Annotated in this window: 16 protein-coding genes and 2 tRNA genes; 14 read left to right on the top strand and 4 right to left on the bottom strand. The window is 68.3% G+C overall.

What is annotated here, in order from left to right; all coding sequences use genetic code 11:
* Positions 1–843 precede the first annotated feature (843 nt).
* The 9 genes from dnaN (at position 844) to BLU79_RS22460 (ending at position 11,851) form a co-directional block, all read left to right on the top strand.
* Complete coding sequence (gene dnaN / locus BLU79_RS22500; RefSeq protein WP_093907643.1) at positions 844–1,974, top strand: DNA polymerase III subunit beta; 1,131 nt, start codon at positions 844–846, stop codon at positions 1,972–1,974.
* Between the two features lie 177 nt (positions 1,975–2,151).
* Positions 2,152–3,027 carry a phosphogluconate dehydrogenase (NAD(+)-dependent, decarboxylating) gene (gene gnd, locus BLU79_RS22495; RefSeq protein WP_093907642.1) on the top strand — a complete coding sequence of 292 codons (876 nt, stop codon included), beginning with the start codon at positions 2,152–2,154 and terminating at the stop codon, positions 3,025–3,027.
* 142 nt (positions 3,028–3,169) lie between these two features.
* Entirely contained in the window at positions 3,170–4,291 is a 1,122-nt protein-coding gene (gene recF / locus BLU79_RS22490; protein WP_093907641.1) for a DNA replication/repair protein RecF, read from the top strand.
* The gene (locus BLU79_RS22485; protein WP_093907640.1) at positions 4,288–4,827 is read left to right on the top strand and encodes a DciA family protein; all 540 of its coding nucleotides are present in this window, start codon (positions 4,288–4,290) and stop codon (positions 4,825–4,827) included. Before recF ends, BLU79_RS22485 begins: the two co-directional genes overlap by 4 nt.
* Positions 4,828–5,323: 496 nt before the next feature.
* Entirely contained in the window at positions 5,324–7,384 is a 2,061-nt protein-coding gene (gyrB, locus tag BLU79_RS22480) for a DNA topoisomerase (ATP-hydrolyzing) subunit B (RefSeq protein ID WP_177001133.1), read from the top strand.
* A 42-nt stretch (positions 7,385–7,426) separates the two neighbouring features.
* A complete protein-coding gene (gene gyrA / locus BLU79_RS22475) occupies positions 7,427–10,018 on the top strand; it encodes a DNA gyrase subunit A (RefSeq protein ID WP_093907638.1) in 2,592 nt (863 codons plus the stop codon).
* Between the two features lie 18 nt (positions 10,019–10,036).
* Complete coding sequence (locus tag BLU79_RS22470; protein WP_093907637.1) at positions 10,037–10,843, top strand: DUF3566 domain-containing protein; 807 nt, start codon at positions 10,037–10,039, stop codon at positions 10,841–10,843.
* Positions 10,844–10,952: 109 nt separating this feature from the next.
* Positions 10,953–11,029 (top strand) — tRNA-Ile (locus BLU79_RS22465).
* Between the two features lie 78 nt (positions 11,030–11,107).
* Positions 11,108–11,851: an AAA family ATPase gene (locus BLU79_RS22460; RefSeq protein ID WP_093907636.1), complete on the top strand. Its 744-nt coding sequence runs from the start codon at positions 11,108–11,110 to the stop codon at positions 11,849–11,851.
* Positions 11,852–12,094: 243 nt separating this feature from the next.
* Here the strand turns inward: BLU79_RS22460 and BLU79_RS22455 are convergent, their stop codons facing one another.
* Complete coding sequence (locus BLU79_RS22455) at positions 12,095–12,475, bottom strand: DUF6344 domain-containing protein (RefSeq protein ID WP_093907635.1); 381 nt, start codon at positions 12,473–12,475, stop codon at positions 12,095–12,097.
* A gap of 347 nt (positions 12,476–12,822) precedes the next feature.
* Between BLU79_RS22455 and BLU79_RS48615 the strand changes: the two genes are divergently transcribed.
* Together BLU79_RS48615 and BLU79_RS22445 are read left to right on the top strand one after the other, a co-directional pair.
* Positions 12,823–12,951: a DLW-39 family protein gene (locus BLU79_RS48615; RefSeq protein ID WP_003999697.1), complete on the top strand. Its 129-nt coding sequence runs from the start codon at positions 12,823–12,825 to the stop codon at positions 12,949–12,951.
* Positions 12,952–13,345: 394 nt separating this feature from the next.
* On the top strand, positions 13,346–14,611 hold the full coding sequence (locus tag BLU79_RS22445) for a hypothetical protein (protein WP_256333426.1): 1,266 nt from the start codon (positions 13,346–13,348) through the stop codon (positions 14,609–14,611).
* 436 nt (positions 14,612–15,047) lie between these two features.
* On the opposite strand, the gene BLU79_RS22440 is transcribed toward BLU79_RS22445, so the two are convergent.
* Together BLU79_RS22440 and BLU79_RS22435 are read right to left on the bottom strand one after the other, a co-directional pair.
* Positions 15,048–16,817 carry a protein kinase domain-containing protein gene (locus BLU79_RS22440; RefSeq protein ID WP_093907632.1) on the bottom strand — a complete coding sequence of 590 codons (1,770 nt, stop codon included), beginning with the start codon at positions 16,815–16,817 and terminating at the stop codon, positions 15,048–15,050.
* 315 nt (positions 16,818–17,132) lie between these two features.
* Positions 17,133–17,681, bottom strand: coding sequence for a helix-turn-helix domain-containing protein (locus BLU79_RS22435; protein WP_093907631.1), 549 nt, complete (start codon positions 17,679–17,681; stop codon positions 17,133–17,135).
* Positions 17,682–17,863: 182 nt separating this feature from the next.
* Between BLU79_RS22435 and BLU79_RS22430 the strand changes: the two genes are divergently transcribed.
* A tRNA-Ala gene (locus tag BLU79_RS22430) sits at positions 17,864–17,936 on the top strand.
* Positions 17,937–18,509: 573 nt separating this feature from the next.
* Here BLU79_RS22430 and BLU79_RS22425 read toward each other — a convergent pair.
* Positions 18,510–19,223, bottom strand: a complete 714-nt coding sequence (locus BLU79_RS22425; RefSeq protein ID WP_093907630.1) for a DUF5324 family protein — start codon at positions 19,221–19,223, stop codon at positions 18,510–18,512.
* Between the two features lie 325 nt (positions 19,224–19,548).
* Here BLU79_RS22425 and BLU79_RS22420 point away from each other — a divergent pair, with 325 nt between their 5' ends.
* Positions 19,549–20,082, top strand: coding sequence for a peptidylprolyl isomerase (locus BLU79_RS22420; protein ID WP_093907629.1), 534 nt, complete (start codon positions 19,549–19,551; stop codon positions 20,080–20,082).
* Positions 20,083–20,184: 102 nt separating this feature from the next.
* On the top strand, positions 20,185–21,072 hold the full coding sequence (locus tag BLU79_RS22415) for a rhomboid family intramembrane serine protease (RefSeq protein WP_093907783.1): 888 nt from the start codon (positions 20,185–20,187) through the stop codon (positions 21,070–21,072).
* Positions 21,073–21,367 lie beyond the last annotated feature (295 nt).

Raw genomic sequence — 21,367 nt, 5'->3', positions numbered from 1 at the left:
ACCCCAAGGGCGCCCCCGGAGCAGATTCCGGGGGCGCCCTTCGTCATGTCGCGGACGTCGGCTGTTCGATTACCTGCCGGGTTACGGCCACTCTCCACAGATTCGGTGAGTTTTTCCCGTCCACACCCTGGGGACTGGGAAGTTGTCCAGACTGTGTCCACAGGGACTCCTGTTGAAAGACCATCAGACCAGGTCACCTGGGTGTGGATTCGTGGACAAACGATCTCCACAGACTGTGGACAGAGCGGAGATCCACAGGCTGTGCATGAAGTTGTCCACGGGCAACCCACAGGCTGGGGCCGGTTGTCCCCAGCGATCCCCAGCTTCTCCACACCGCTGTCCACTGTTCGGCAACACGACGCGCCTCCTCACCGAGTCGAGTGAAAGGCGTCACACAAGGATGCCGGGTTGGGCTGTGGGAAAGGTGGGTAAAGCTGGGGACGGCGCTGGGGAGAAGTCGCCTCAGGCTGTGCATGGGGTGTGCAGAACTTTCCGTTCTCCACAGAGATGCCTAGTTGTCCACCGCCGCCGCCCACAGGCCCCGTGGACAAAATCTCCGCTCTGACCTGGGAAAACGGGGTTATCCACGGTATCCACAGCCCCTACTACTACTCCCAACTAGAGAGAGCTGGGAATCCGTTTCGAAGGGGGTCCTGTGCACAACTCGCTGTCCGGCTCCCGGCTGCCCCTCGTCACGACTTGACCCCGAGAGGCACCTACTGTCAGTGGGGTGCGTCAGACTGTTCCCCGGTGTCCTTCCCCTCACAGGGGCCGACGACACCGAGACAGACGACGAAGCCAGGCAGGCCGAAGAAGCGCCGGCAACAGCAGGAGGCGGCAACAGTGAAGATCCGGGTGGAACGCGACGTACTCGCGGAGGCAGTGGCCTGGGCGGCGCGCAGCCTCCCGGCCCGTCCGCCGGCGCCTGTCCTCGCCGGCCTCCTCCTCAAGGCCGAGGACGGCCAGCTGAGCCTGTCCAGCTTCGACTACGAGGTCTCCGCGCGGGTGTCGGTGGAGACGGAGGTCGACGAGGAGGGCACGGTCCTGGTCTCCGGCCGTCTGCTCGCCGACATCTGCCGCGCTCTCCCCAACCGTCCGGTGGAGATCTCCACAGACGGTGTACGGGCGACCGTGGTCTGCGGCTCCTCGCGATTCACACTCCACACCCTGCCTGTGGAGGAGTACCCGGCGCTGCCGCAGATGCCGACGGCGACCGGCACCGTCCCCGGCGAGGTCTTCGCCTCCGCGGCCGCCCAGGTGGCCATCGCCGCCGGCCGCGACGACACGCTGCCCGTCCTCACCGGTGTGCGCATCGAGATCGAGGGCGACACCGTCACGCTGGCTTCCACCGACCGCTACCGCTTCGCGGTCCGGGAGTTCCTGTGGAAGCCGGAGAACCCGGAGGCGTCCGCGGTCGCCCTGGTGCCCGCGAAGACGCTCCTGGACACCGCCAAGGCGCTCACGAGCGGCGACAGCGTCATCCTGGCGCTGTCCGGCTCGGGCGCCGGTGAGGGCTTGATCGGTTTCGAGGGCGCCGGTCGTCGGACGACGACCCGTCTCCTGGAGGGTGACCTTCCCAAGTACCGCTCGCTGTTCCCGACGGAGTTCAACAGCGTCGCGGTGATCGAGACCGCCCCCTTCGTGGAGGCCGTCAAGCGCGTGGCCCTGGTAGCCGAGCGCAACACCCCGGTGCGGCTCAGCTTCGAGCAGGGCGTGCTCATCCTGGAGGCCGGTTCCAGCGACGACGCACAGGCTGTGGAAAGGGTCGACGCCCAGCTGGAGGGCGACGACGTGTCGATCGCCTTCAACCCGACCTTCCTGCTGGACGGCCTGAGCGCCATCGACTCCCCGGTGGCCCAGCTGTCGTTCACGACGTCCACGAAGCCTGCGCTGTTGAGCGGCAAGCCGGCGTTGGACGCGGAGGCGGACGAGGCCTACAAGTACCTGATCATGCCGGTGCGCCTCAGCGGCTGAGCGGCTGCAGTTGTCCACAGGCCGTGGAGAGATTGCTCCCGGCCTGTGGGGAAACCCGCAGGTGAGGGCGTACGAATGAGCGCGTATGCCCACAGCTGTGCGTGAGCGTTCGGGTTTAGGCTCGTACGTGGGTACGAAAGTGCCACAGACGCCACAGCAACCTAAGGAACACAACTGATGGAGCTCGGTCTCGTCGGCCTCGGCAAGATGGGCGGCAACATGCGCGAGCGGATCCGCCGCGCGGGCCACACCGTCGTCGGATACGACCGCAACCCCGACCTCGCGGATGTCCACAGCCTGGAAGAGCTTGTGGGCAAGCTTTCGGGCCCGCGCGTCGTCTGGGTCATGGTCCCGGCGGGTGCGCCGACCCAGTCGACCATCGACGAGCTGGCCGAGCTGCTGGAGCCCGGTGACGTCGTCGTGGACGGCGGCAACTCGCGCTGGACGGACGACGAGAAGCACGCCGAGGAGCTGGCGGCCAAGGGCATCGGCTTCGTCGACTGCGGTGTCTCCGGCGGTGTCTGGGGCCTGGAGAACGGCTACGCGCTGATGTACGGCGGCGATGCAGAGAACGTCGCCAAGGCGCAGCCGATCTTCGACGCCCTGAAGCCGAAGGGCGACTTCGGCGCGGTGCACGCGGGCAAGGTGGGCGCGGGGCACTTCGCGAAGATGGTCCACAACGGCATCGAGTACGCGATGATGCAGGCCTATGCCGAGGGCTGGGAGCTGCTGGAGAAGGTCGACTCCGTGACCGACGTCCGGGAGGTCTTCCGTTCCTGGCAGGAGGGCACGGTCATCCGTTCCTGGCTGCTGGACCTGGCGGTGAACGCCCTCGACCAGGACGAGCACCTGGACAGGCTGAAGGGTTTTGCACAGGACTCCGGCGAGGGACGCTGGACTGTGGAAGCCGCCATAGACAACGCGGTGCCGCTGCCGGCGATCACCGCGTCGCTGTTCGCGCGGTTCTCCTCCCGCCAGGAGGACTCTCCGCAGATGAAGATGATCGCGGCGTTGCGGAACCAGTTCGGCGGCCACGCGGTCGAGAAGAACTGACCGTCGGGGAAGTAGCGACGGTCGAGGCCGAGCAGAAGTAGTCCACACCCTGGGGATGGCACCCTGGCACCCTCGGGAGTGCCCCGGTTGTCCACAACTGGGGAAAGTCGAAGCACACGTTGGGGGAGGTCGGCGAACGACCATGCACGTCACGCATCTGTCGCTGGCCGACTTCCGCTCGTACGCCCGGGTCGAAGTTCCACTGGACCCGGGCGTCACCGCTTTCGTGGGCCCCAACGGCCAGGGCAAGACGAACCTCGTCGAGGCCGTCGGCTATCTCGCCACGCTCGGCAGCCATCGTGTCGCCTCCGACGCTCCCCTGGTGCGCATGGGCGCCGAGCGGGCGGTCATCCGGGCGCAGGTGCGGCAGGGCGAGCGGCAGCAGCTGATCGAGCTGGAGCTGAATCCCGGCAAGTCCAACCGGGCTCGTATCAACAGGTCCTCGCAGGTCAGACCGCGGGACATTCTCGGCATCGTCCGTACGGTGCTGTTCGCGCCCGAGGATCTTGCGCTGGTCAAGGGCGACCCGGGCGAGCGGCGCCGTTTCCTCGACGAGTTGATCACCGCGCGCTCTCCGCGCATGGCGGGCGTCCGTTCCGATTACGAGCGGGTTCTCAAGCAGCGCAACACCCTGCTCAAGACGGCCGCGCTGGCCCGGCGGCACGGCGGTCGCACGATGGACCTGTCCACGCTCGACGTCTGGGACCAGCATCTCGCGCGCGCGGGCGCCGAGTTGCTCGCCCAGCGTCTCGACCTGATCGCGGCGATCCAGCCGCTGGCCGACAAGGCGTACGAGCAGCTGGCTCCTGGCGGCGGTCCCGTGGCCCTGGAGTACAAGCCGTCGGCTCCCGGTGAGGCGCACACCCGTGAGGATCTCTTCGAGCAGCTGATGGCGGCGCTCGCGGAGGCGCGCAAGCAGGAGATCGAGCGTGGTGTCACTCTCGTAGGCCCTCATCGGGACGATTTGCTTTTCAAACTCGGTCAGTTGCCCGCCAAGGGGTACGCGTCCCACGGTGAGTCGTGGTCCTACGCGCTGGCGCTGCGGCTGGCGTCGTACGACCTGCTGCGGGCGGAGGGCAATGAGCCGGTGCTGGTTCTCGACGATGTCTTCGCCGAGCTGGATGCCCGTCGTCGCGAGCGTCTGGCCGAGCTGGTCGCGCCCGGCGAGCAGGTCCTGGTGACGGCCGCGGTCGACGACGACGTACCGCATGTGCTGACGGGGGCGCGGTACACGGTGTCCGAGGGGGCGGTGGAGCGCGTATGAGCGAGAACCCGTCCGAGGACGTGCCCAAGAAGGCTCCCGAACCGACCGGCGTGGACCTCGCGCGCGTGGCGCTGCGGGCGGCCAAGGAGCAGGCACGCGCGCGTGGGGACGCGGCGCGGCAGAAGAAGCAGGCGCGGCGCGGGGGGCTGCGCTCCGGCGCGCGGGCGGACGGCCGTGATCCGATGGCGCTCGGGTCCGCCATCAACCGTTTGATCACTGAGCGGGGTTGGGAGACGCCGGCCGCGGTGGGCGGTGTGATGGGGCGCTGGCCGCAGATCGTCGGTGACGATGTCGCCAAGCACTGTGTGCCGGAGAAGTACGACGAGGAGGAGCGGATCCTGGTCGTGCGGTGCGACTCGACGGCGTGGGCGACGAATCTGCGGCTGTTGGCGCCGACGCTGGTCGCCCGGCTCAACGAGGACCTGGGCCATGGTGCGGTGCGGCAGATCAGGGTGAACGGCCCTGGTGGCCCCGCCCGCCGTTACGGTCCCCTGCGTGCGCCCGGCAGCACGGGTCCCGGCGACACCTACGGGTGACCGGCCGGGCACCGGGTGAGCGGACCTGGTGACGTGCGGTGAACGGCCCTTGCCGAGTCGCCGTCACGGCAGTCCCCGCGGCCCCGTCCGCCACAGGTGACCGACATCACATCAATAGTCGCCGGGGGTCACGATGCACCGTCGGCGGCTTCCTCGTCGTACCGCCGTATCCGGTTGCGAATCGTGACCTGACTCCGAAGTAGCCAAGGGTTGACGGCTCGAAGCGCTGAGTGGCGCTGTGAGCCTCTTGGAGCCCCCATCCGTATATCGGGAGTCGGAAGAGCCGGGTTCAGGGCGGCACATGCGGACTCAGGTACCGGCAAACCCCCATCACTGTCGGCGCTACCGGTAGACTGGAGGCCAATCCCGCCCCAAACGTGGGGACCGCCGGGAGAAGCTGAGCAACGCTGATCAAGGCTTACCAACGCAACATGCCGCAGCCGCTCCGGCAACCCGCCGACGAGCCTGGCTCGTGCTGTGCCAGAAAGGGCGCTTCGTGGCCGATTCCGGCAACCCCAACGAGAACATCCCGTCCACCGACGCCGGCGCCGACGGCGCGGTGACCTCGTCGAACGGCGAGGTCACCGCCTCGTACGACGCCAGCGCCATCACCGTCCTCGAGGGTCTGGACGCGGTTCGCAAGCGACCCGGTATGTACATCGGCTCGACCGGCGAGCGCGGACTGCACCACCTTGTGCAGGAGGTCGTCGACAACTCCGTCGACGAGGCGCTGGCCGGGCACGCGGACACGATCGACGTGACGATCCTCGCCGACGGCGGTGTAAGGGTCGTGGATAACGGCCGTGGCATCCCGGTGGGCATCGTGCCGTCCGAGGGCAAGCCGGCCGTCGAGGTCGTGCTGACCGTGCTGCACGCGGGCGGCAAGTTCGGCGGCGGCGGCTACGCGGTCTCCGGTGGTCTGCACGGCGTGGGTGTCTCCGTCGTGAACGCCCTGTCGACCAAGGTGTCCGTCGAGATCAAGACCGACGGCTACCGCTGGACCCAGGACTACAAGTTGGGCGTCCCGACGGCCCCGCTTGCCCAGCACGAGGCCACGGACGAGCACGGCACCACGGTCACCTTCTGGGCCGACCCGGACATCTTCGAGACCACCGACTACTCCTTCGAGACGCTGTCGCGGCGCTTCCAGGAGATGGCGTTCCTCAACAAGGGTCTGCGGATCAACCTCACCGACGAGCGCGAGTCGGCGAAGGCCACGGCCGGCGCGGACGAGGCGGGCGAGGACGAGAAGCACGAGGTCAAGCACGTTTCGTACCACTACGAGGGCGGCATCGTCGACTTCGTGAAGTACCTCAACTCCCGCAAGGGAGAAGTGGTGCACCCCACCGTGATCGACCTGGAGGCGGAGGACAAGGACAAGAACCTGTCCCTCGAGGTCGCCATGCAGTGGAACGGCGGCTACACCGAGGGTGTGTACTCCTTCGCCAACATCATCCACACCCACGAGGGCGGTACGCACGAAGAGGGCTTCCGTGCCGCGCTGACCTCGCTGATCAACAAGTACGCGCGCGACAAGAAGCAGCTGCGCGAGAAGGACGACAACCTCACGGGTGACGACATCCGCGAGGGTCTGACCGCGATCATCTCGGTGAAGCTGAGCGAGCCGCAGTTCGAGGGCCAGACCAAGACCAAGCTGGGCAACACCGAGGTGAAGACCTTCGTCCAGAAGGTCGTCTACGAGCACCTGGCCGACTGGCTGGACCGTAACCCGAACGAGGCGGCGGACATCGTCCGCAAGGGCATCCAGGCCGCCACCGCGCGCGTGGCGGCCCGCAAGGCCCGTGACCTGACGCGTCGTAAGGGCCTGCTGGAGACGGCGTCCCTGCCGGGCAAGCTCTCCGACTGCCAGTCGAACGACCCCACCAAGTGCGAGATCTTCATCGTCGAGGGTGACTCCGCCGGCGGCTCGGCCAAGTCCGGCCGCAACCCCGAGTACCAGGCGATCCTCCCGATCCGAGGCAAGATCCTCAACGTCGAGAAGGCGCGGATCGACAAGATCCTGCAGAACCAGGAGATCCAGGCGCTGATCTCGGCCTTCGGCACCGGAGTCCACGAGGACTTCGACATCGAGAAGCTGCGCTATCACAAGATCATCCTGATGGCGGACGCCGACGTCGACGGCCAGCACATCAACACCCTGCTGCTGACCTTCCTGTTCCGCTTCATGCGGCCGCTGGTCGAGGCCGGGCACGTGTTCCTGTCCCGTCCCCCGCTCTACAAAATCAAGTGGGGCCGGGACGAGGTCGAGTACGCGTACTCCGACCGTGAGCGCGACGCGCTGCTGGAAATGGGCCGTCAGCGCGGCAAGCGTGTCCGCGAGGACTCGATCCAGCGCTTCAAGGGTCTCGGCGAGATGAACGCCGAGGAGCTGCGCATCACGACCATGGACCAGGAGCACCGCGTCCTCGGCCAGGTCACCCTCGACGACGCCGCCCAGGCCGACGACCTGTTCTCGGTCCTCATGGGCGAGGACGTCGAGGCACGCCGCCAGTTCATCCAGCGCAACGCCAAGGACGTCCGCTTCCTCGACATCTGAGTCGGTCTCAGCTGACCGCACCAGGAAGGACTTTCACCAGCAATGACCGACGAGAACACTCCCGTCACGCCTGACGAGGGACAGACCCTGCGTGTCGAGCCCGTGGGGCTCGAGACGGAGATGCAGCGCTCCTACCTCGACTACGCGATGTCCGTCATCGTCTCGCGTGCCCTGCCGGACGTCCGTGACGGCCTCAAGCCCGTCCACCGCCGCGTCCTGTACGCCATGTACGACGGCGGCTACCGCCCCGAGCGCGGCTTCTACAAGTGCGCGCGCGTGGTCGGCGACGTCATGGGTAACTACCACCCCCACGGCGACTCCTCGATCTACGACGCCCTAGTGCGCCTCGCCCAGCCGTGGTCGATGCGGATGCCGCTGGTGGACTCCAACGGCAACTTCGGCTCTCCGGGCAACGACCCGGCGGCGGCCATGCGCTACACCGAGTGCAAGATGGCGCCGCTGTCGATGGAGATGGTCCGTGACATCGACGAGGAGACCGTCGACTTCACGGACAACTACGACGGCCGCTCCCAGGAGCCGACCGTCCTGCCCGCCCGCTTCCCGAACCTGCTGATCAACGGCTCGGCCGGTATCGCGGTCGGTATGGCGACCAACATCCCGCCGCACAACCTGCGCGAGGTCGCGGCCGGCGCCCAGTGGTACCTGGAGAACCCGGAGGCCTCGCACGAGGAGCTCCTGGACGCCCTCATCGAGCGCATCAAGGGCCCCGACTTCCCGACCGGCGCCCTCGTCGTCGGCCGTAAGGGCATCGAAGAGGCGTACCGCACCGGCCGCGGCTCCATCACCATGCGCGCGGTCGTCGAGGTCGAGGAGATCCAGAACCGCCAGTGCCTGGTGGTCACGGAACTGCCGTACCAGACCAACCCCGACAACCTCGCGCAGAAGATCGCCGACCTGGTGAAGGACGGCAAGATCGGCGGCATCGCGGACGTCCGTGACGAGACGTCGTCCCGTACCGGTCAGCGCCTGGTCATCGTGCTGAAGCGCGACGCGGTCGCCAAGGTCGTCCTGAACAACCTGTACAAGCACACGGACCTGCAGTCGAACTTCGGCGCCAACATGCTGGCGCTCGTCGACGGCGTCCCGCGCACCCTCTCCCTCGACGCGTTCATCCGCCACTGGGTGACGCACCAGATCGAGGTCATCGTCCGCCGTACGCGCTTCCGGCTGCGCAAGGCCGAGGAGCGGGCGCACATCCTGCGCGGCCTCCTCAAGGCCCTGGACGCCATCGACGAGGTCATCGCCCTCATCCGGGCCAGTGACACGGTCGAGATCGCGCGTACGGGCCTGATGGAGCTCCTGGAGATCGACGAGATCCAGGCCAACGCCATCCTTGAGATGCAGCTGCGGCGACTCGCCGCCCTGGAGCGCCAGAAGATCATCCAGGAGCACGACGAACTCCAGGCGAAGATCACCGAGTACCAGGAGATCCTGGCCTCACCGGTCCGCCAGCGCGGCATCGTCAGCGCGGAGCTCGCCGCGATCGTCGAGAAGTACGGCGACGACCGCAAGACCATGCTGGTGCCCTACGACGGTGACATGTCCATCGAGGACCTGATCGCCGAGGAGGACATCGTCGTCACGGTCTCGCGCAGCGGCTACGTCAAGCGCACCAAGACCGTCGACTACCGCGCGCAGAAGCGCGGCGGCAAGGGCGTACGCGGCACGAAGCTCAAGGAAGACGACATCGTCGACCACTTCTTCGTCTCCACGACGCACCACTGGCTGCTGTTCTTCACCAACAAGGGCCGTGTGTACCGGGCGAAGGCGTACGAGCTTCCGGACGCCGGCCGTGACGCGCGTGGACAGCACGTGGCGAACCTGCTGGCCTTCCAGCCGGACGAGGCGATCGCCGAGATCCTCGCGATCCGCGACTACGAGGCGGTGCCGTACCTGGTGCTCGCCACGAAGGCCGGACTTGTGAAGAAGACGCCGCTGAAGGATTACGATTCGCCCCGCTCCGGCGGCGTGATCGCGATCAACTTGCGTGAGCGCGAGGACGGTTCCGACGACGAACTGATCGGCGCCGAACTCGTCTCGGCCGATGACGATCTGCTTCTGATCAGCAAAAAGGCACAGTCGATCAGGTTCACGGCCACGGACGAGTCGCTGCGCCCCATGGGCCGTGCCACGTCCGGTGTCAAGGGCATGAGCTTCCGCGAGGGAGACGAGCTGCTCTCGATGAATGTTGTTCGAACCGGTACGTTCGTGTTCACTGCCACCGACGGCGGGTACGCGAAGCGGACTCCCGTCGACGAGTACCGCGTCCAGGGTCGCGGTGGCCTCGGTATCAAGGCCGCCAAGATCGTGGAGGACCGAGGATCGCTCGTCGGTGCGCTGGTGGTCGAGGAGACCGACGAGATCCTCGCCATCACGCTGGGCGGTGGCGTGATTCGTACGCGAGTCAACGAGGTCAGGGAGACGGGCCGTGACACCATGGGCGTCCAACTGATCAACCTGGGCAAGCGCGATGCCGTGGTCGGCATCGCACGTAACGCCGAGGCGGGACGCGAGGCGGAGGAGGTCGACGGTGACGTGGCCGTCGACGAGATCGCCGAAGGTGCCGCCACGACCATCGGCACGGACGAGGGTGACGCACCCTCGGCCGAGTAGCACGAGGAGAGAGTCATCGTGAGCGGAGCCACGGGCGCCGGATCGTCCGGTACCTCGACCGGTTCTACGGCCGGTAAGGACACGGACGGCGGCGGCCGTGGCTCCGCCGCGCGTACGCCCGACACGCACACCACCCAGCTGAAGGCGATCAAGCCGTCCGCGAAGAACTCGCCCTCGCCCGAGGCACCTGGATCCCAGGGGGGACCCGTGACGGACACCCGAGGCCCGCAGGCCCAGCACTACGCGGCCGGCCAGGCCGCGGGCGCCCAGCCGCAGCCTCAGCCCGCGCCCACGGGGGCGCAGCAGGCGGCCCACGCGCCGTCCGCGTCGCCGCTGCCCGGGGAACGGCAGCCGCAGCAGCCCGCAGGGCCCTACCACCCGCCGCAGGCCTACCAGACGGACGCTCCGGCCGCCGGGGTGCGCCGGCCGCGCACGGGGGCCCGGACGGCGCCCCGCACCCGCAAGGCGCGCCTGCGCGTGGCCAAGGCCGACCCGTGGTCGGTGATGAAGGTCAGCTTCCTGCTCTCCATCGCGCTGGGCATCTGCACGATCGTCGCGGCCGCGGTGCTGTGGATGGTCATGGACGCGATGGGCGTCTTCTCGACGGTCGGCGGCACGATCTCCGAGGCGACCGGCTCGAACGAGTCGAACGGCTTCGACCTGCAGTCCTTCCTGTCGCTGCCGCACGTCCTGATGTTCACTTCGATCATCGCGGTCATCGACGTCGTCCTCGCGACGGCGCTGGCGACGCTCGGCGCGTTCATCTACAACCTCTCCGCGGGCTTCGTGGGCGGCGTCGAGCTGACGCTCGCGGAGGACGAGTGACCTGCTCCTAAACCGCGGCTGACGGTCCCCCGACAACCGATTTTGGGACTGCCCCAGTCGTGCGCTAATCTTCAGGAGTCAGCGCGCGGGATACACCGCAAAGCGCGGCGGGGCTATAGCTCAGTTGGTTAGAGCGCATCCCTGATAAGGATGAGGCCACAGGTTCAAATCCTGTTAGCCCCACCAGCCAGAAGACCCCCAGTCCACACGGGCCGGGGGTCTTCTGCATGCCCGGTTGTCAGTGCCGGATGAGAGCCTGGCGGCATGATCGTCGAACGGGCATACGCGCATGTCGCCGCGGGCGAGCTGGAGGAAGGCAGCCAGTGGCCGTGGTCGGTGCCGTGCGTGCGGCAGCTGCTGGAAGACGGCCTGAGGTTCACCGCGCCGGTCACGTTCTTGGTGGGGGAGAACGGTTCGGGCAAGTCGACGCTGGTCGAGGCGCTGGCGGAGGGGTTCGGGCTGGACTCCTGGGGCGGATCCGCGGGCTACAAGTACGCGAGTTGGCGCGAGCCTTCGGCGCTGGGCGGGCGGATACGCTTCGAGGCGACCATGGCCGGCCGCCGTATGTTGCAGGGGCCTCGCACGCGCCGCAGAGGCTTCTTCCTGCGGGCGGAGACCGCGCTGGACGCGCTGGGCCGGGAGCAGCAGACGGGAAGGCTGTCCGGGGCCGTGGACGAGATGAGCCACGGCGAGGGCTTTCTGATGGCCTTCCGCGAACGGTTCCGCGAGCCGGGGCTGTACGTCCTGGACGAGCCCGAGGCCGCGCTGTCCTTCGCTTCCTGTCTTCAACTCGTCGGGCTGCTGCATGAACTGGGGCGTTCCGGCGCGCAGATCATCTGCGCCACACACTCACCCGTGCTGACGGCGCTGCCCGGCGCCGAGGTCATCGAGGTGGGCGACCACGGAATGCGTCCCGCCGACTGGCGGGATCTGCAGCTCGTCGACCACTGGCGGCGTTACCTCAACGACCCGTGGGCCTATCTCCGGCACATCGTCGAAGGGGGATGAGGTTTCGCCGTAGGGGCGTCGTCACGAGCGTTGTCATGAGATTTACGTCATCAGGGGTGCTGTTCAGCGGTAGGGCATGAGGGTGCTGCTCAGCGGTACGGCATAAAGGGGCTGCTCAGCGGTGCTGCACGGCAGCTGCGCTTGAGCGGTGCTGGGTACGCAAGCTCGCTGTGGCTGTGCTGTCTGGGGAAAGGGCCGGTGCGCTTCGGCACCAGGGGTGACGGCTCGGGGCGAGCCGTCGGTTCAGCGTTGGTGCGGGACCAGTGGTCGGTCCGGGGCGGCGACGGAGTCGCATCCGCTGGTGGCCGAGGTGGTCGTGGCCGCTTCTGTTTCCGTGAGCGGGCGGTGCCGGCAGCTGGGGGTTCTGCCGTGGGCCTCGGCTCGGATGCGCTGCTTCATCGTGGGAGGCAGCGATCTGGCGTAGGACCAGGCCCACTGGGGCATCGCCGGGACTGCCAACTGCATCGTGTTGCGGTCGCCGTCGTCGCTGTCGCTTCTGCGCGCCGTCTCGGTGTGCGGTACGGCTGCGGCGGCGGAGGTCGTGACGAATCCGAGCGCCGTGAACAGCGCGAGGAAGGCGGTGACGATGCTGGTCCACAGGTTCATGACCTTGTTCCTGGCCATGGCCCCTCACTTTCGGGTTGGGCGATTTGCGTACTTTCCTCATGATGTGTATGGGGGCCGAGAAGTCATGGACCGACGCCCGTGGCGCGTCGATCTTCAGATGAACACCACACGGATGGGCGTATGAGACCTGGAAAGTCCGAGAAAGTGCGGTAGGCGGGAGGAAGGGGGTGAAAGTCGCTGTCTGTCGAGGTGTGATCACCCTCCGATCGGAGCGGCGCAATCCGCTTCTACTGCGCTGTTCCGAACGGCAGTTGAGCCCCGACGCAGGTCACCGATCGATATCGATCGGTGTGTATAGTCGGGCGCCAGAGGTCCCCTACGTCAAGGAAAGACGAGGTCGCGCGGTGAAGAAGCTTCTCCTGGTCGCACTGGCCGCCATCGGCGGGCTCCTCGTGTACCGCCAGATCCAGGCGGATCGCGCCGAGCAGGATCTGTGGACGGAGGCGACTGACTCCGTGCCCACGGGTTCGTGAGCCATCACAGCGGAATCTGAAGCAGACCCCGGCCGTCATCGCGGTCGGGGTTTTGTGTGTTCGGGGGGCGTGCGGTGTCTGAGCTCGCAGGCGCGCGGTTGCGTGGAGGGGCGCCGAGAGGCTGACGCGTGTCGCGGCCTTGTCGTGGAGCGCCGTCGGATCGAGTTGCGGGAGCGTCCCAGGTGCCTTAGAGCCGGGCGTTTCGGACGGCCGTACGGATTGCGTGGGTGACGTGCGGCCGGGCTGGGCAGGATGGGCGACGTCCATGGTCCGGTGACGACAGGAGTGGCGCGTGATGGGGCGGCGGCGTGCGGCGGGGTGGCGCCGCGAGAGGGTGCGGCGTGGCCATCCCTCGCGTTCGGCTTGGGCACGCGCGCGTGCTGCCTTCATAGCGGTGGCGCTGCTGCTCTGTACGACGGCTGCTCTGCCGGCCCGGACCGCACTCGCGGCCGGACCGCCCAGCCCATACGCCTTCTCACCGGAGGCCCGGCCCGTCACGGGCTCGGCGAGCACCACCAACGCCCCGCGCCTCACGCCCGGCGCGACCTACAAGAGCTCCCTGCCGAGCAGCGGAGAGATCCACTACAGCCTCGACCTCGACGCCACCTCCGACGTCTACGTCTCCGTCACCGCGATCCCCACCCCCGGCAGCACCGTGACCGCGGGCGACGGCATCAAGGTGTCCGTCGAGGACGCCGCGGACGGCCGTTCCTGCTCCACCGAAACCAAGAGGCTCGGCGTCTCCCACAGTGCACGTCCGATCGCGGCGTGGGGCGCGCGCGAGGTCACCGCACATCTGACTCGCTGCAACAAGGCGGGCATCTACCACGTGATCGTCGAGCGCGTCCGTCCGGCGGATTCCACCCCGGACACCTGGGACCTGGAGCTCTTCGCGACCTCGGAGCCGCGCCTGGAGCAGGCCCGCGCCACGAGCGCCCCCGAAGCCTGGAACTCCGCCTCACCGGCCCCCCTCACCGACGACGACGTCCGCCGCGACGGAGGCTCCGGATTCGCCTCGGCGGCATCCATCGGCCAGGGCGTCTGGAGCTCCGACATCGAGCCCGGCCGAACGTTCTTCTACAAGGTGCCCCTCGACTGGGGCCGACAGGTGTACGCAACCGCCGAAATGAGCGGCGCGAGCAGCAGCAACGGTTACACGGGCGGCGCCCTCAACCTTGCGCTCTACAACCCCGCACGCGGCCTCGTCGACGACACGAGCGCCAACTACAACGGCAGACGGACGGCCGCCGAACTCGACCCCCTTCCCCCGGTCGCGTACGAGAACCGGTACGCCGTCTCCGACCGGTTCAGCGGCATGCGGTTTGCGGGGGCCTACTACCTCGTGGTGCATCTCGCCGCCGAGGTGGCCGAGGGGTACGGCGACGGGCCGTTCGAGCTGACGTTGCGCGTGCGGGTGGGGGGCGAGGAGGCGGCCGGCCCCGGCTATGCGGGGGAGTCCCGGCCGGGGGGTGTCTTCGAGGTTACGGAGGGCGATCGGGATGCGGCCGAGGCCGCGGCTGCGGCTGGAGACGGGGGCGGGGACGGCGGTGACGCCGCGATGACCGTGCTCGCGGTGAGTGGGATCGGAGCGGGGACTGTGGTGCTGGTGGTGCTGGGGGTGTGGGCGGTGGTGGCTCGGCGGAGGGTCGGGGTCTCATAGGGCGGGCGGTTGTTGGCTCGGTGGAGGGGCGCGGTCTCGTGGGGCGGGCCGTGGTGGCGCGGCGGAGGGCCGAGCTTGGTAGAGCGGGCGGTGGTGGCCCTGGCGGCTCGCCGGGCCTGGGAGGGCTGGAGAGGGCCTGCTCGGGGCCCGGCTCAGGTGCTCTCCGTTTCCGGGACTGGGAGACACACGGCTCACGGAATCGCGGGGCAGGCTCGCGGGCTCGCGGGCCCATGAGTCGCGGGTTCCGGGGGCGTGGGGCCCTTGATCTGCGGCCTCGTGCTCGCGGGCTCGTGACTTCGGGGGCGGGTTCAGTCGGTTGCACGGCTACGGCTTCGCGCGCGCCGGAATTCGCGCCCACTGGAGCTCGGAGGCTCGTGGGCATTGAGCCCGGCGAGCCCAGCAGAGCCGGGCTCGGGCTTTCGGCGCCTCAGCGACCTCAGATGTGGGCCAGCGCCCAGAACCCCACGGCATAGCAGGCCAGCGCCAGCAGCAGGAGCGGGACTGCCACCTTGGCGGGCGGGCCGGGGCGGCGTGTGAGGCCTTGGGGGGCGCGCCGGGCGGCGCGATGGCTGCCGCGGCGGTGTGGCTGCGGAATTGAGGGTGCCGAGGGTGGAACCTGCGGGCTCTGAGCGGTGTACGAAGCAGTAGAGGCATCGACGAGATGCGCCGGCGTCGGCGTCGGAGTCGAGGGCTGAGCCGGGTACTGCGGTGCGTGCCGAGGAGGGGAGGAAAGGACGTGCGTGGTGTCGTAGGGGGAGCTGTGAGCGGAGTGGTGCTGGGCGTCCTGGTGTACCTGAGCTTGGGCCTGACCTCGCTCTTGGGCCTGGCCCGTCTGCCTCGGCCTGTGTGCTTGCGGGTGGGGTGGTGCCTGCACCGGCTGGGGCTGTGGCAGGAGCGTTTGACTCAGCGAGGAGGAGCCGGTGGCCTGGGGCGGTGGCAGATGGAAGCTGCCGGTGTCCGACATGCTGACGGGCGCGCTGCCGTCGCCGGACTGCGAGAGGACGGACGGCTCCTGGACGCCGGGCGGTTGGAGCCCCGGCTGAGGCGGGTGCGCGGCGCGCCCGGACTGGGACGCCGTGACGTCACCCACCGGGAGGGGCCCGGCCACGCCCTGGCGCGGATCGCTCGGTGCGGTGCCGGCGGGCCCGGTATCCGTCGGCCCGGAGCCGGAGCCGGAGCCGGCCCATCCGTCCGCCCGCCCGGAACTGGCCCCCCTCGACACGGAGCCAGAGGCGCTCGACACGGACCCGGTGATATCCGTCCCCACCGAGCCCGCCCCGAACTGCCGCGAGCTACTCCTGCCCCCTTCGACCCCCGGAGCCGGCTTGAGCGGCCCGTCCGACGCGTACCCCGCTGGCAGCGGCCCGAGTTGGTCGAAGATCTCGATCAGCTCGTCGTCGGGGCCGGGTTCCGGCAGCAGCTCGATGGCAGAGGCGAGAGCCTTGCGCGCACCCGTGGCCGTTCGGAACCGCGCATGCGGATCCGGCTGCAGCAGCGAGGCCACGACCTGCCACAGCGGCTCGGGAATTCCCTTGGGCGCACCGGGAGTTCCGTGCTCGGCGAAGTACTGGATGAGCGCCTTGGCATCAGGCTTGGCACCCTCCAGCAGATACAGCGCGACCAGCCCTACGGCGAACAGGTCGGCCGGGAAGTCAGGTTCCGCGCCCATGAGTTGCTCGGGTGCGAGATAACCGGGCGTTCCCACCACGAGGTTGGTCTCGGTCAGGCGGGGCTCGCCCAGCCGCATGGCGATACCGAAATCGGACAGGCGCAGCCGCGGGCGGGCAGTGCCGGTGGCCTCGAGGAGCAGGTTGGCAGGCTTGATGTCGCGGTGGACGACACCCTCCGCGTGCACCGCGGCCAACCCCGCGAGGAGCTGGTCGAGGAGCGTGCAGACGAACGAGGGCGGCAAGGGGCCGTAGTCCCCGATGAGATGGACCAGCGAACCACCGGCCACCAGATCCATGGTGAACAGGACCTTGTCGTCGTCGGCGGCCCAGCTGGCGGGCGCCAGCACATGGGGGTGATCGATCCGGAGGGCTTGTTCGCGGACGAACCGCAGCAGCGAGTGCGCGTCGCTCTGCTGCAGCACCTTGGCGGCCACATACCGGCGGCGGCGGTGGTCCCAGGCACGCCAGACGGCGCCGACACCTCCGCGTCCGATCGGGTCGACCAGTTCGTACCGGCCTGCGAAGACCTCACCCATGGCTGTGCGTCGCTCCTCCCCCTTCGGCTACCCCCTTGCTTCCCCCTCGATGAGCGATACGACTCCCCCTCGCCGACCTCCTCCGCCCGGACGGACTCCCTCTCGGGACTCCACATTGCCGGGCTCCCCCGCAACCGGCTCCTCGACCCGACCCTCCTCGCCGAGCTACACGCCCCCATCGTGCAGCTCACCGCGAACGCGTCGGCCAGACCGCCCGTGTGACCTCGCCCCTGAACCGCACGACCCCCTCGTGCCGCTCAGGACGCAGGCCGTCGGCCCGGCTGCCGAACCCCCTTCGGCGACCGGGCCTCGGGGTCAGTTCTGGTGGGACTGGTAGTGCGTGACCGCGTCGGAGGTGCGGCCGGCGCCGTACACCCGGAGGAACTCTGCCAGTTCCGGGTGGCTGGGGGCGAGGGTGTCCGCGGCCTCGATGATGTCTCCCGCGGCCGCCACCGAGCGCAGCAGCGACTGGATCTCGCGGACCACCCGCTTGACCGTCGGCGCCCCCGAACTGCTCGTCGTCTGCGTCGTGTTGCTGAGCACCGAGCCCCCCTGCGACTTCTTGATCTCTTCCATGCGCTCCGTGGCCTCGGCCGCGCTCACGCTGCCGTCCGCGACCTGCGCGGCCAGGTCCTGCAGCAGCTGCACCCGCTGGACCACGGCGGGATTGCCGATCTTCGCCCGCTGGCCGCTCATCAGCTGCGACAGCATCGGTGCGGACAGTCCCAGTACACCCGCGAGACGAGCCTGGTTAAGACCAAGATCGTCGATGAGCTTACGGAAGAGCGCCCCCAGCGGCTCCCCGTACCAGTTCCGCTGCAGTTCCCGCGCTCTTGCGGTGGCTTCCTGCTGTGCGGCGTCCATTGCGTCTCCCCATCGCTTCCCCAAGAACCGTGGTTCGCTGTAGCGAACCACGCCGAGCATCTTACGGAGAGTGGTCGTTCATCGGGACCCCCAATCTTTTTGCGAGATACGGGGGGCGACCCGGTACTCTGGTCTGCGGCGCCCGCCGGAGTGTGGTTCTTCCGGCTGGATGCTTCCCTTCCGGGGCCTTAGCTCAGTTGGTAGAGCGCTGTCTTTGCATGGCAGATGTCAGGGGTTCGACTCCCCTAGGCTCCACACCTCGGACCGGCCAGACGCCCTCGCGGCCTCTGGCCGGTTTCTGCGTTCCTTGGACCTCAGCTGCGGACCTCGCGCCGTGGACCTCGACGGCCCGCCTCGGTGACGTGCATCACGCGACGGGAAGTGGCGCCGTTGCAGATATTTGCGCAAACAGGTGGGGTCGGTGAAGTCCGCAAGGTGGTTGTGCAGGTGGTCGACGCGGCTCCTGAGGGCGAGCTGCGACATGGAAGCCTTGTGTGAGCTGGTGCGAACGCGATTCGGTAATCAGAAAGGCGCGCATCGTTAAGGAAACCTGTGCGGGACTCGCACACATGGTCCGTTGCAAACGTCATCGTGAACGGGAAGCGTGAACACGCGCCTCCCCGAGGTCACCGGGAGCGCCGGCAGGCCTCGGTCGACATTCAGAAATCGGGCAACTGCCGCTGCGTCAGCTGGGCATGGCCCTCCTGCACTTCGTACTCGGCCACAGCGCGGTCGATGTTCCACGTGAAACATCGCCGTGGGGCGGGAGACCCTCAAGTCTCCCGCCCCACGGCGGAGTTCACCAAGCCGGCCGGAGCCGGCCTCACATCACCGGCCCTCGTCGCGCCGGGCCGCCTCTTCCTCGGCCTCCTTCGCCTGCACCTCGGGATCGAGGACGGACTGGCCGCTGCCGTCCACCGAAGCGAGACGGTTCGACTCAGGCACCTCGGTAGCGGCAGGAGGCTCGACCAGCCAGTCCGGATTGGCCTGCTTGTCCCACCACTTCCAGGCGGCGAAGGCAGCGCCCGCGATGGCACCGCACACCGCCAGCACCTTCGCGGCACGACCTGCTTTGGCACGCCTCGCGTGCTTACGGGCCAGCTTCTGGATCTCCTGCGGCGAAACCTGACCGCGCAGCGCAGCCAACGCGGCAGCACCACGCGCAGCGGCCTCGTCCCTGGCGGGCCCCGCCGCAGCCACCGCCTGCTCGATCCTCGGCCGGGAATAGTCGGCGGCCTGCCGGGCAGCCTTGCGCGTACGGACGGCGGCCTCATGAGCGGCGTGGTCGACCTTCGGCGGCACATGCGAACGGGCCTGCTCCAGACGCGGCGCCACATGTGCGCCGTACTGCAGAAGAGCTTGCGCGCGGGCCTGCTCGGTGGCCTGCGACATCACGGGCGCGAGCCGTACGCGTGCCTCGTGCGCATAGTGCGCGGCCCTGTCCTTGGCGGTGTCGGCGTAGGGCGCCACCACTTCCGCGGCGTGCAGCACGCTGTCCTTCGCCGAGCCGGTCGCGGCGCGCACGCTGTCAATGCGGGTCACGGGATCCTCCTCCTCGGTGGCGTACGGTTTTCGACTTTCCACCCTTTTACGGATCATGCCTGCCAGAGCGATCCGCGGCATGTGAGGGCGGGCATATGGGTGCCGATGGACTTGATCAAGTGCAATAGCGGATCAATGCGGGTCAACACGGGCTTGTCGTCGACAATGCCACGGTTCGCCGCTTCGCGCCCCCGCCACGGGCCTTCTCGCCCGGTTTTCTGCAAGCGATCGCCACGGTTGCGCCCCGGTGAACGGGTGCCGGGCGACGGAAGCCGCCGTCCATGCGAGGATCAGGGGGTCACAGGAAGACAACGGAAGGCAGATCGTGGCCGAGCAGCTCTACGCCACCCTGAAGACCAACCACGGCGACATCGAGGTCCGGCTCCTCCCGAACCACGCGCCGATCACGGTCAAGAACTTCGTCGAACTCGCCAAGGGCGAGCGTGAGTGGACGAACCCCGCAACCGGAGAGAAGTCCACGGCCAAGCTCTACGACGGCACGGTCTTCCACCGGGTCATCAGCGGCTTCATGATCCAGGGCGGTGACCCGCTGGGCAACGGCACCGGCGGTCCCGGGTACCAGTTCCAGGACGAGTTCCACCCGGACCTCTCCTTCGACAAGCCGTACCTGTTCGCCATGGCCAACGCCGGACCGGGCACCAACGGCTCCCAGTTCTTCATCACGGTCTCCCCGACCACCTGGCTGAACCGCAAGCACACCATCTTCGGCGAGGTCACCGACGCCGCCAGCCAGAAGGTCATCGACGCCATCGCGACGATCCAGACCAACCCCCGCACCGACCGACCGCTCAACGACGTCGTCATCGAGTCGGTCGTCGTCGAGACCCGCGAAGGCTGAGTCCGACACCTCCCACAGGGAACCAAACGCCCCGCTCGTCCGTAAGGAAGAGCGGGGCGACGCATGCCCACATGCATCGCGCACGACGACCTAGGGGACCTCATGGACCAGCCGGCCGGCAGCTCACAGGACGCCCGGAGCCTGCCCGTCTGCTACCGACACCCGGACCGCGAGACCGGCATCAGCTGCACCCGCTGCGAACGCCCGATCTGCCCTGAGTGCATGGTCAGCGCCTCCGTCGGCTTCCAATGCCCCAACTGCGTACGCGACGGCTCCGGCACCGGACACGCCCCCGACGCCGCCCGCCCCCGCACCATCGCCGGCGGCACCATCACCGCCGACCCCCGCCTGCTCACCAAGATCCTCATCGGGATCAACCTGGCGATCTTCATCGCCGTCCAGACCAGCGAGACGCTCCTGGACCACCTCTACCTCCTCGGCGCCTGGCCGCCCGCCCCCTTCAACCCCACCGAAGGCGTCGCCGGAGGCGAGTGGTACCGCCTCGTCACCTCGATGTTCACCCACGAGGCCCCCTGGCACATCGCCTTCAACATGCTCAGCCTGTGGTGGCTCGGCGGCCCCCTCGAAGCCGCCCTCGGCCGCGCCCGCTACCTCACGCTCTACCTTCTCTCCGGCCTCGCCGGCAGCGCACTGGCCTACCTGCTGGCCGCCCCGAACACCGCCACACTCGGCGCCTCCGGTGCCATCTTCGGCCTCTTCGGCGCCACCGCGGTCCTCATGCGCCGCCTCAACTACGACATGCGGCCGATCATCGCGCTGCTGGTGATCAACCTCATCTTCACCTTCAGCCCGGGATTCAACATCTCCTGGCAGGCCCACATCGGCGGCCTCGTCGCCGGCGTCGTCATCGGCTACGCCATGGTCCACGCCCCGCGTCAGCGACGCGCCCTCGTCCAGTACGGCACCTGCGCACTGGTCCTGGCCGTGATCGTCCTGACGACCGTGCTCAGGACGCTGCAGCTCACCTGAGCCAGGCCTTTATCCACGTGAGCGGCGCTGTTGTCCACAGTGTGTGGCGGATCTTGTGCACGCCGTGCGGGAACAACTGTGCCCCCTGCCATCGACCCGTATTTCCGCAGGTCAGGCAGGGGGCGAACAATTCTTCGGCCGACTGCGGCTGTCCAGTAGTTCCGTCACACCGGCGTCAACACTCGATGGGTTATCCACAGATCGTCGTTCTTACGGCCTTCTTTTCAACACTGTGGACAACGGCTGTGGATAACTCGTCGGATAGTCCTGGGTAGAGCTCTGTTCACCGCGAGGT

This window comes from Streptomyces sp. cf386, from assembly GCF_900103585.1.
Lineage (GTDB): Bacteria > Actinomycetota > Actinomycetes > Streptomycetales > Streptomycetaceae > Streptomyces.
Note: the sequence above shows the minus strand (reverse complement) of the source record. Positions and strands in the feature narration are given on the sequence as shown.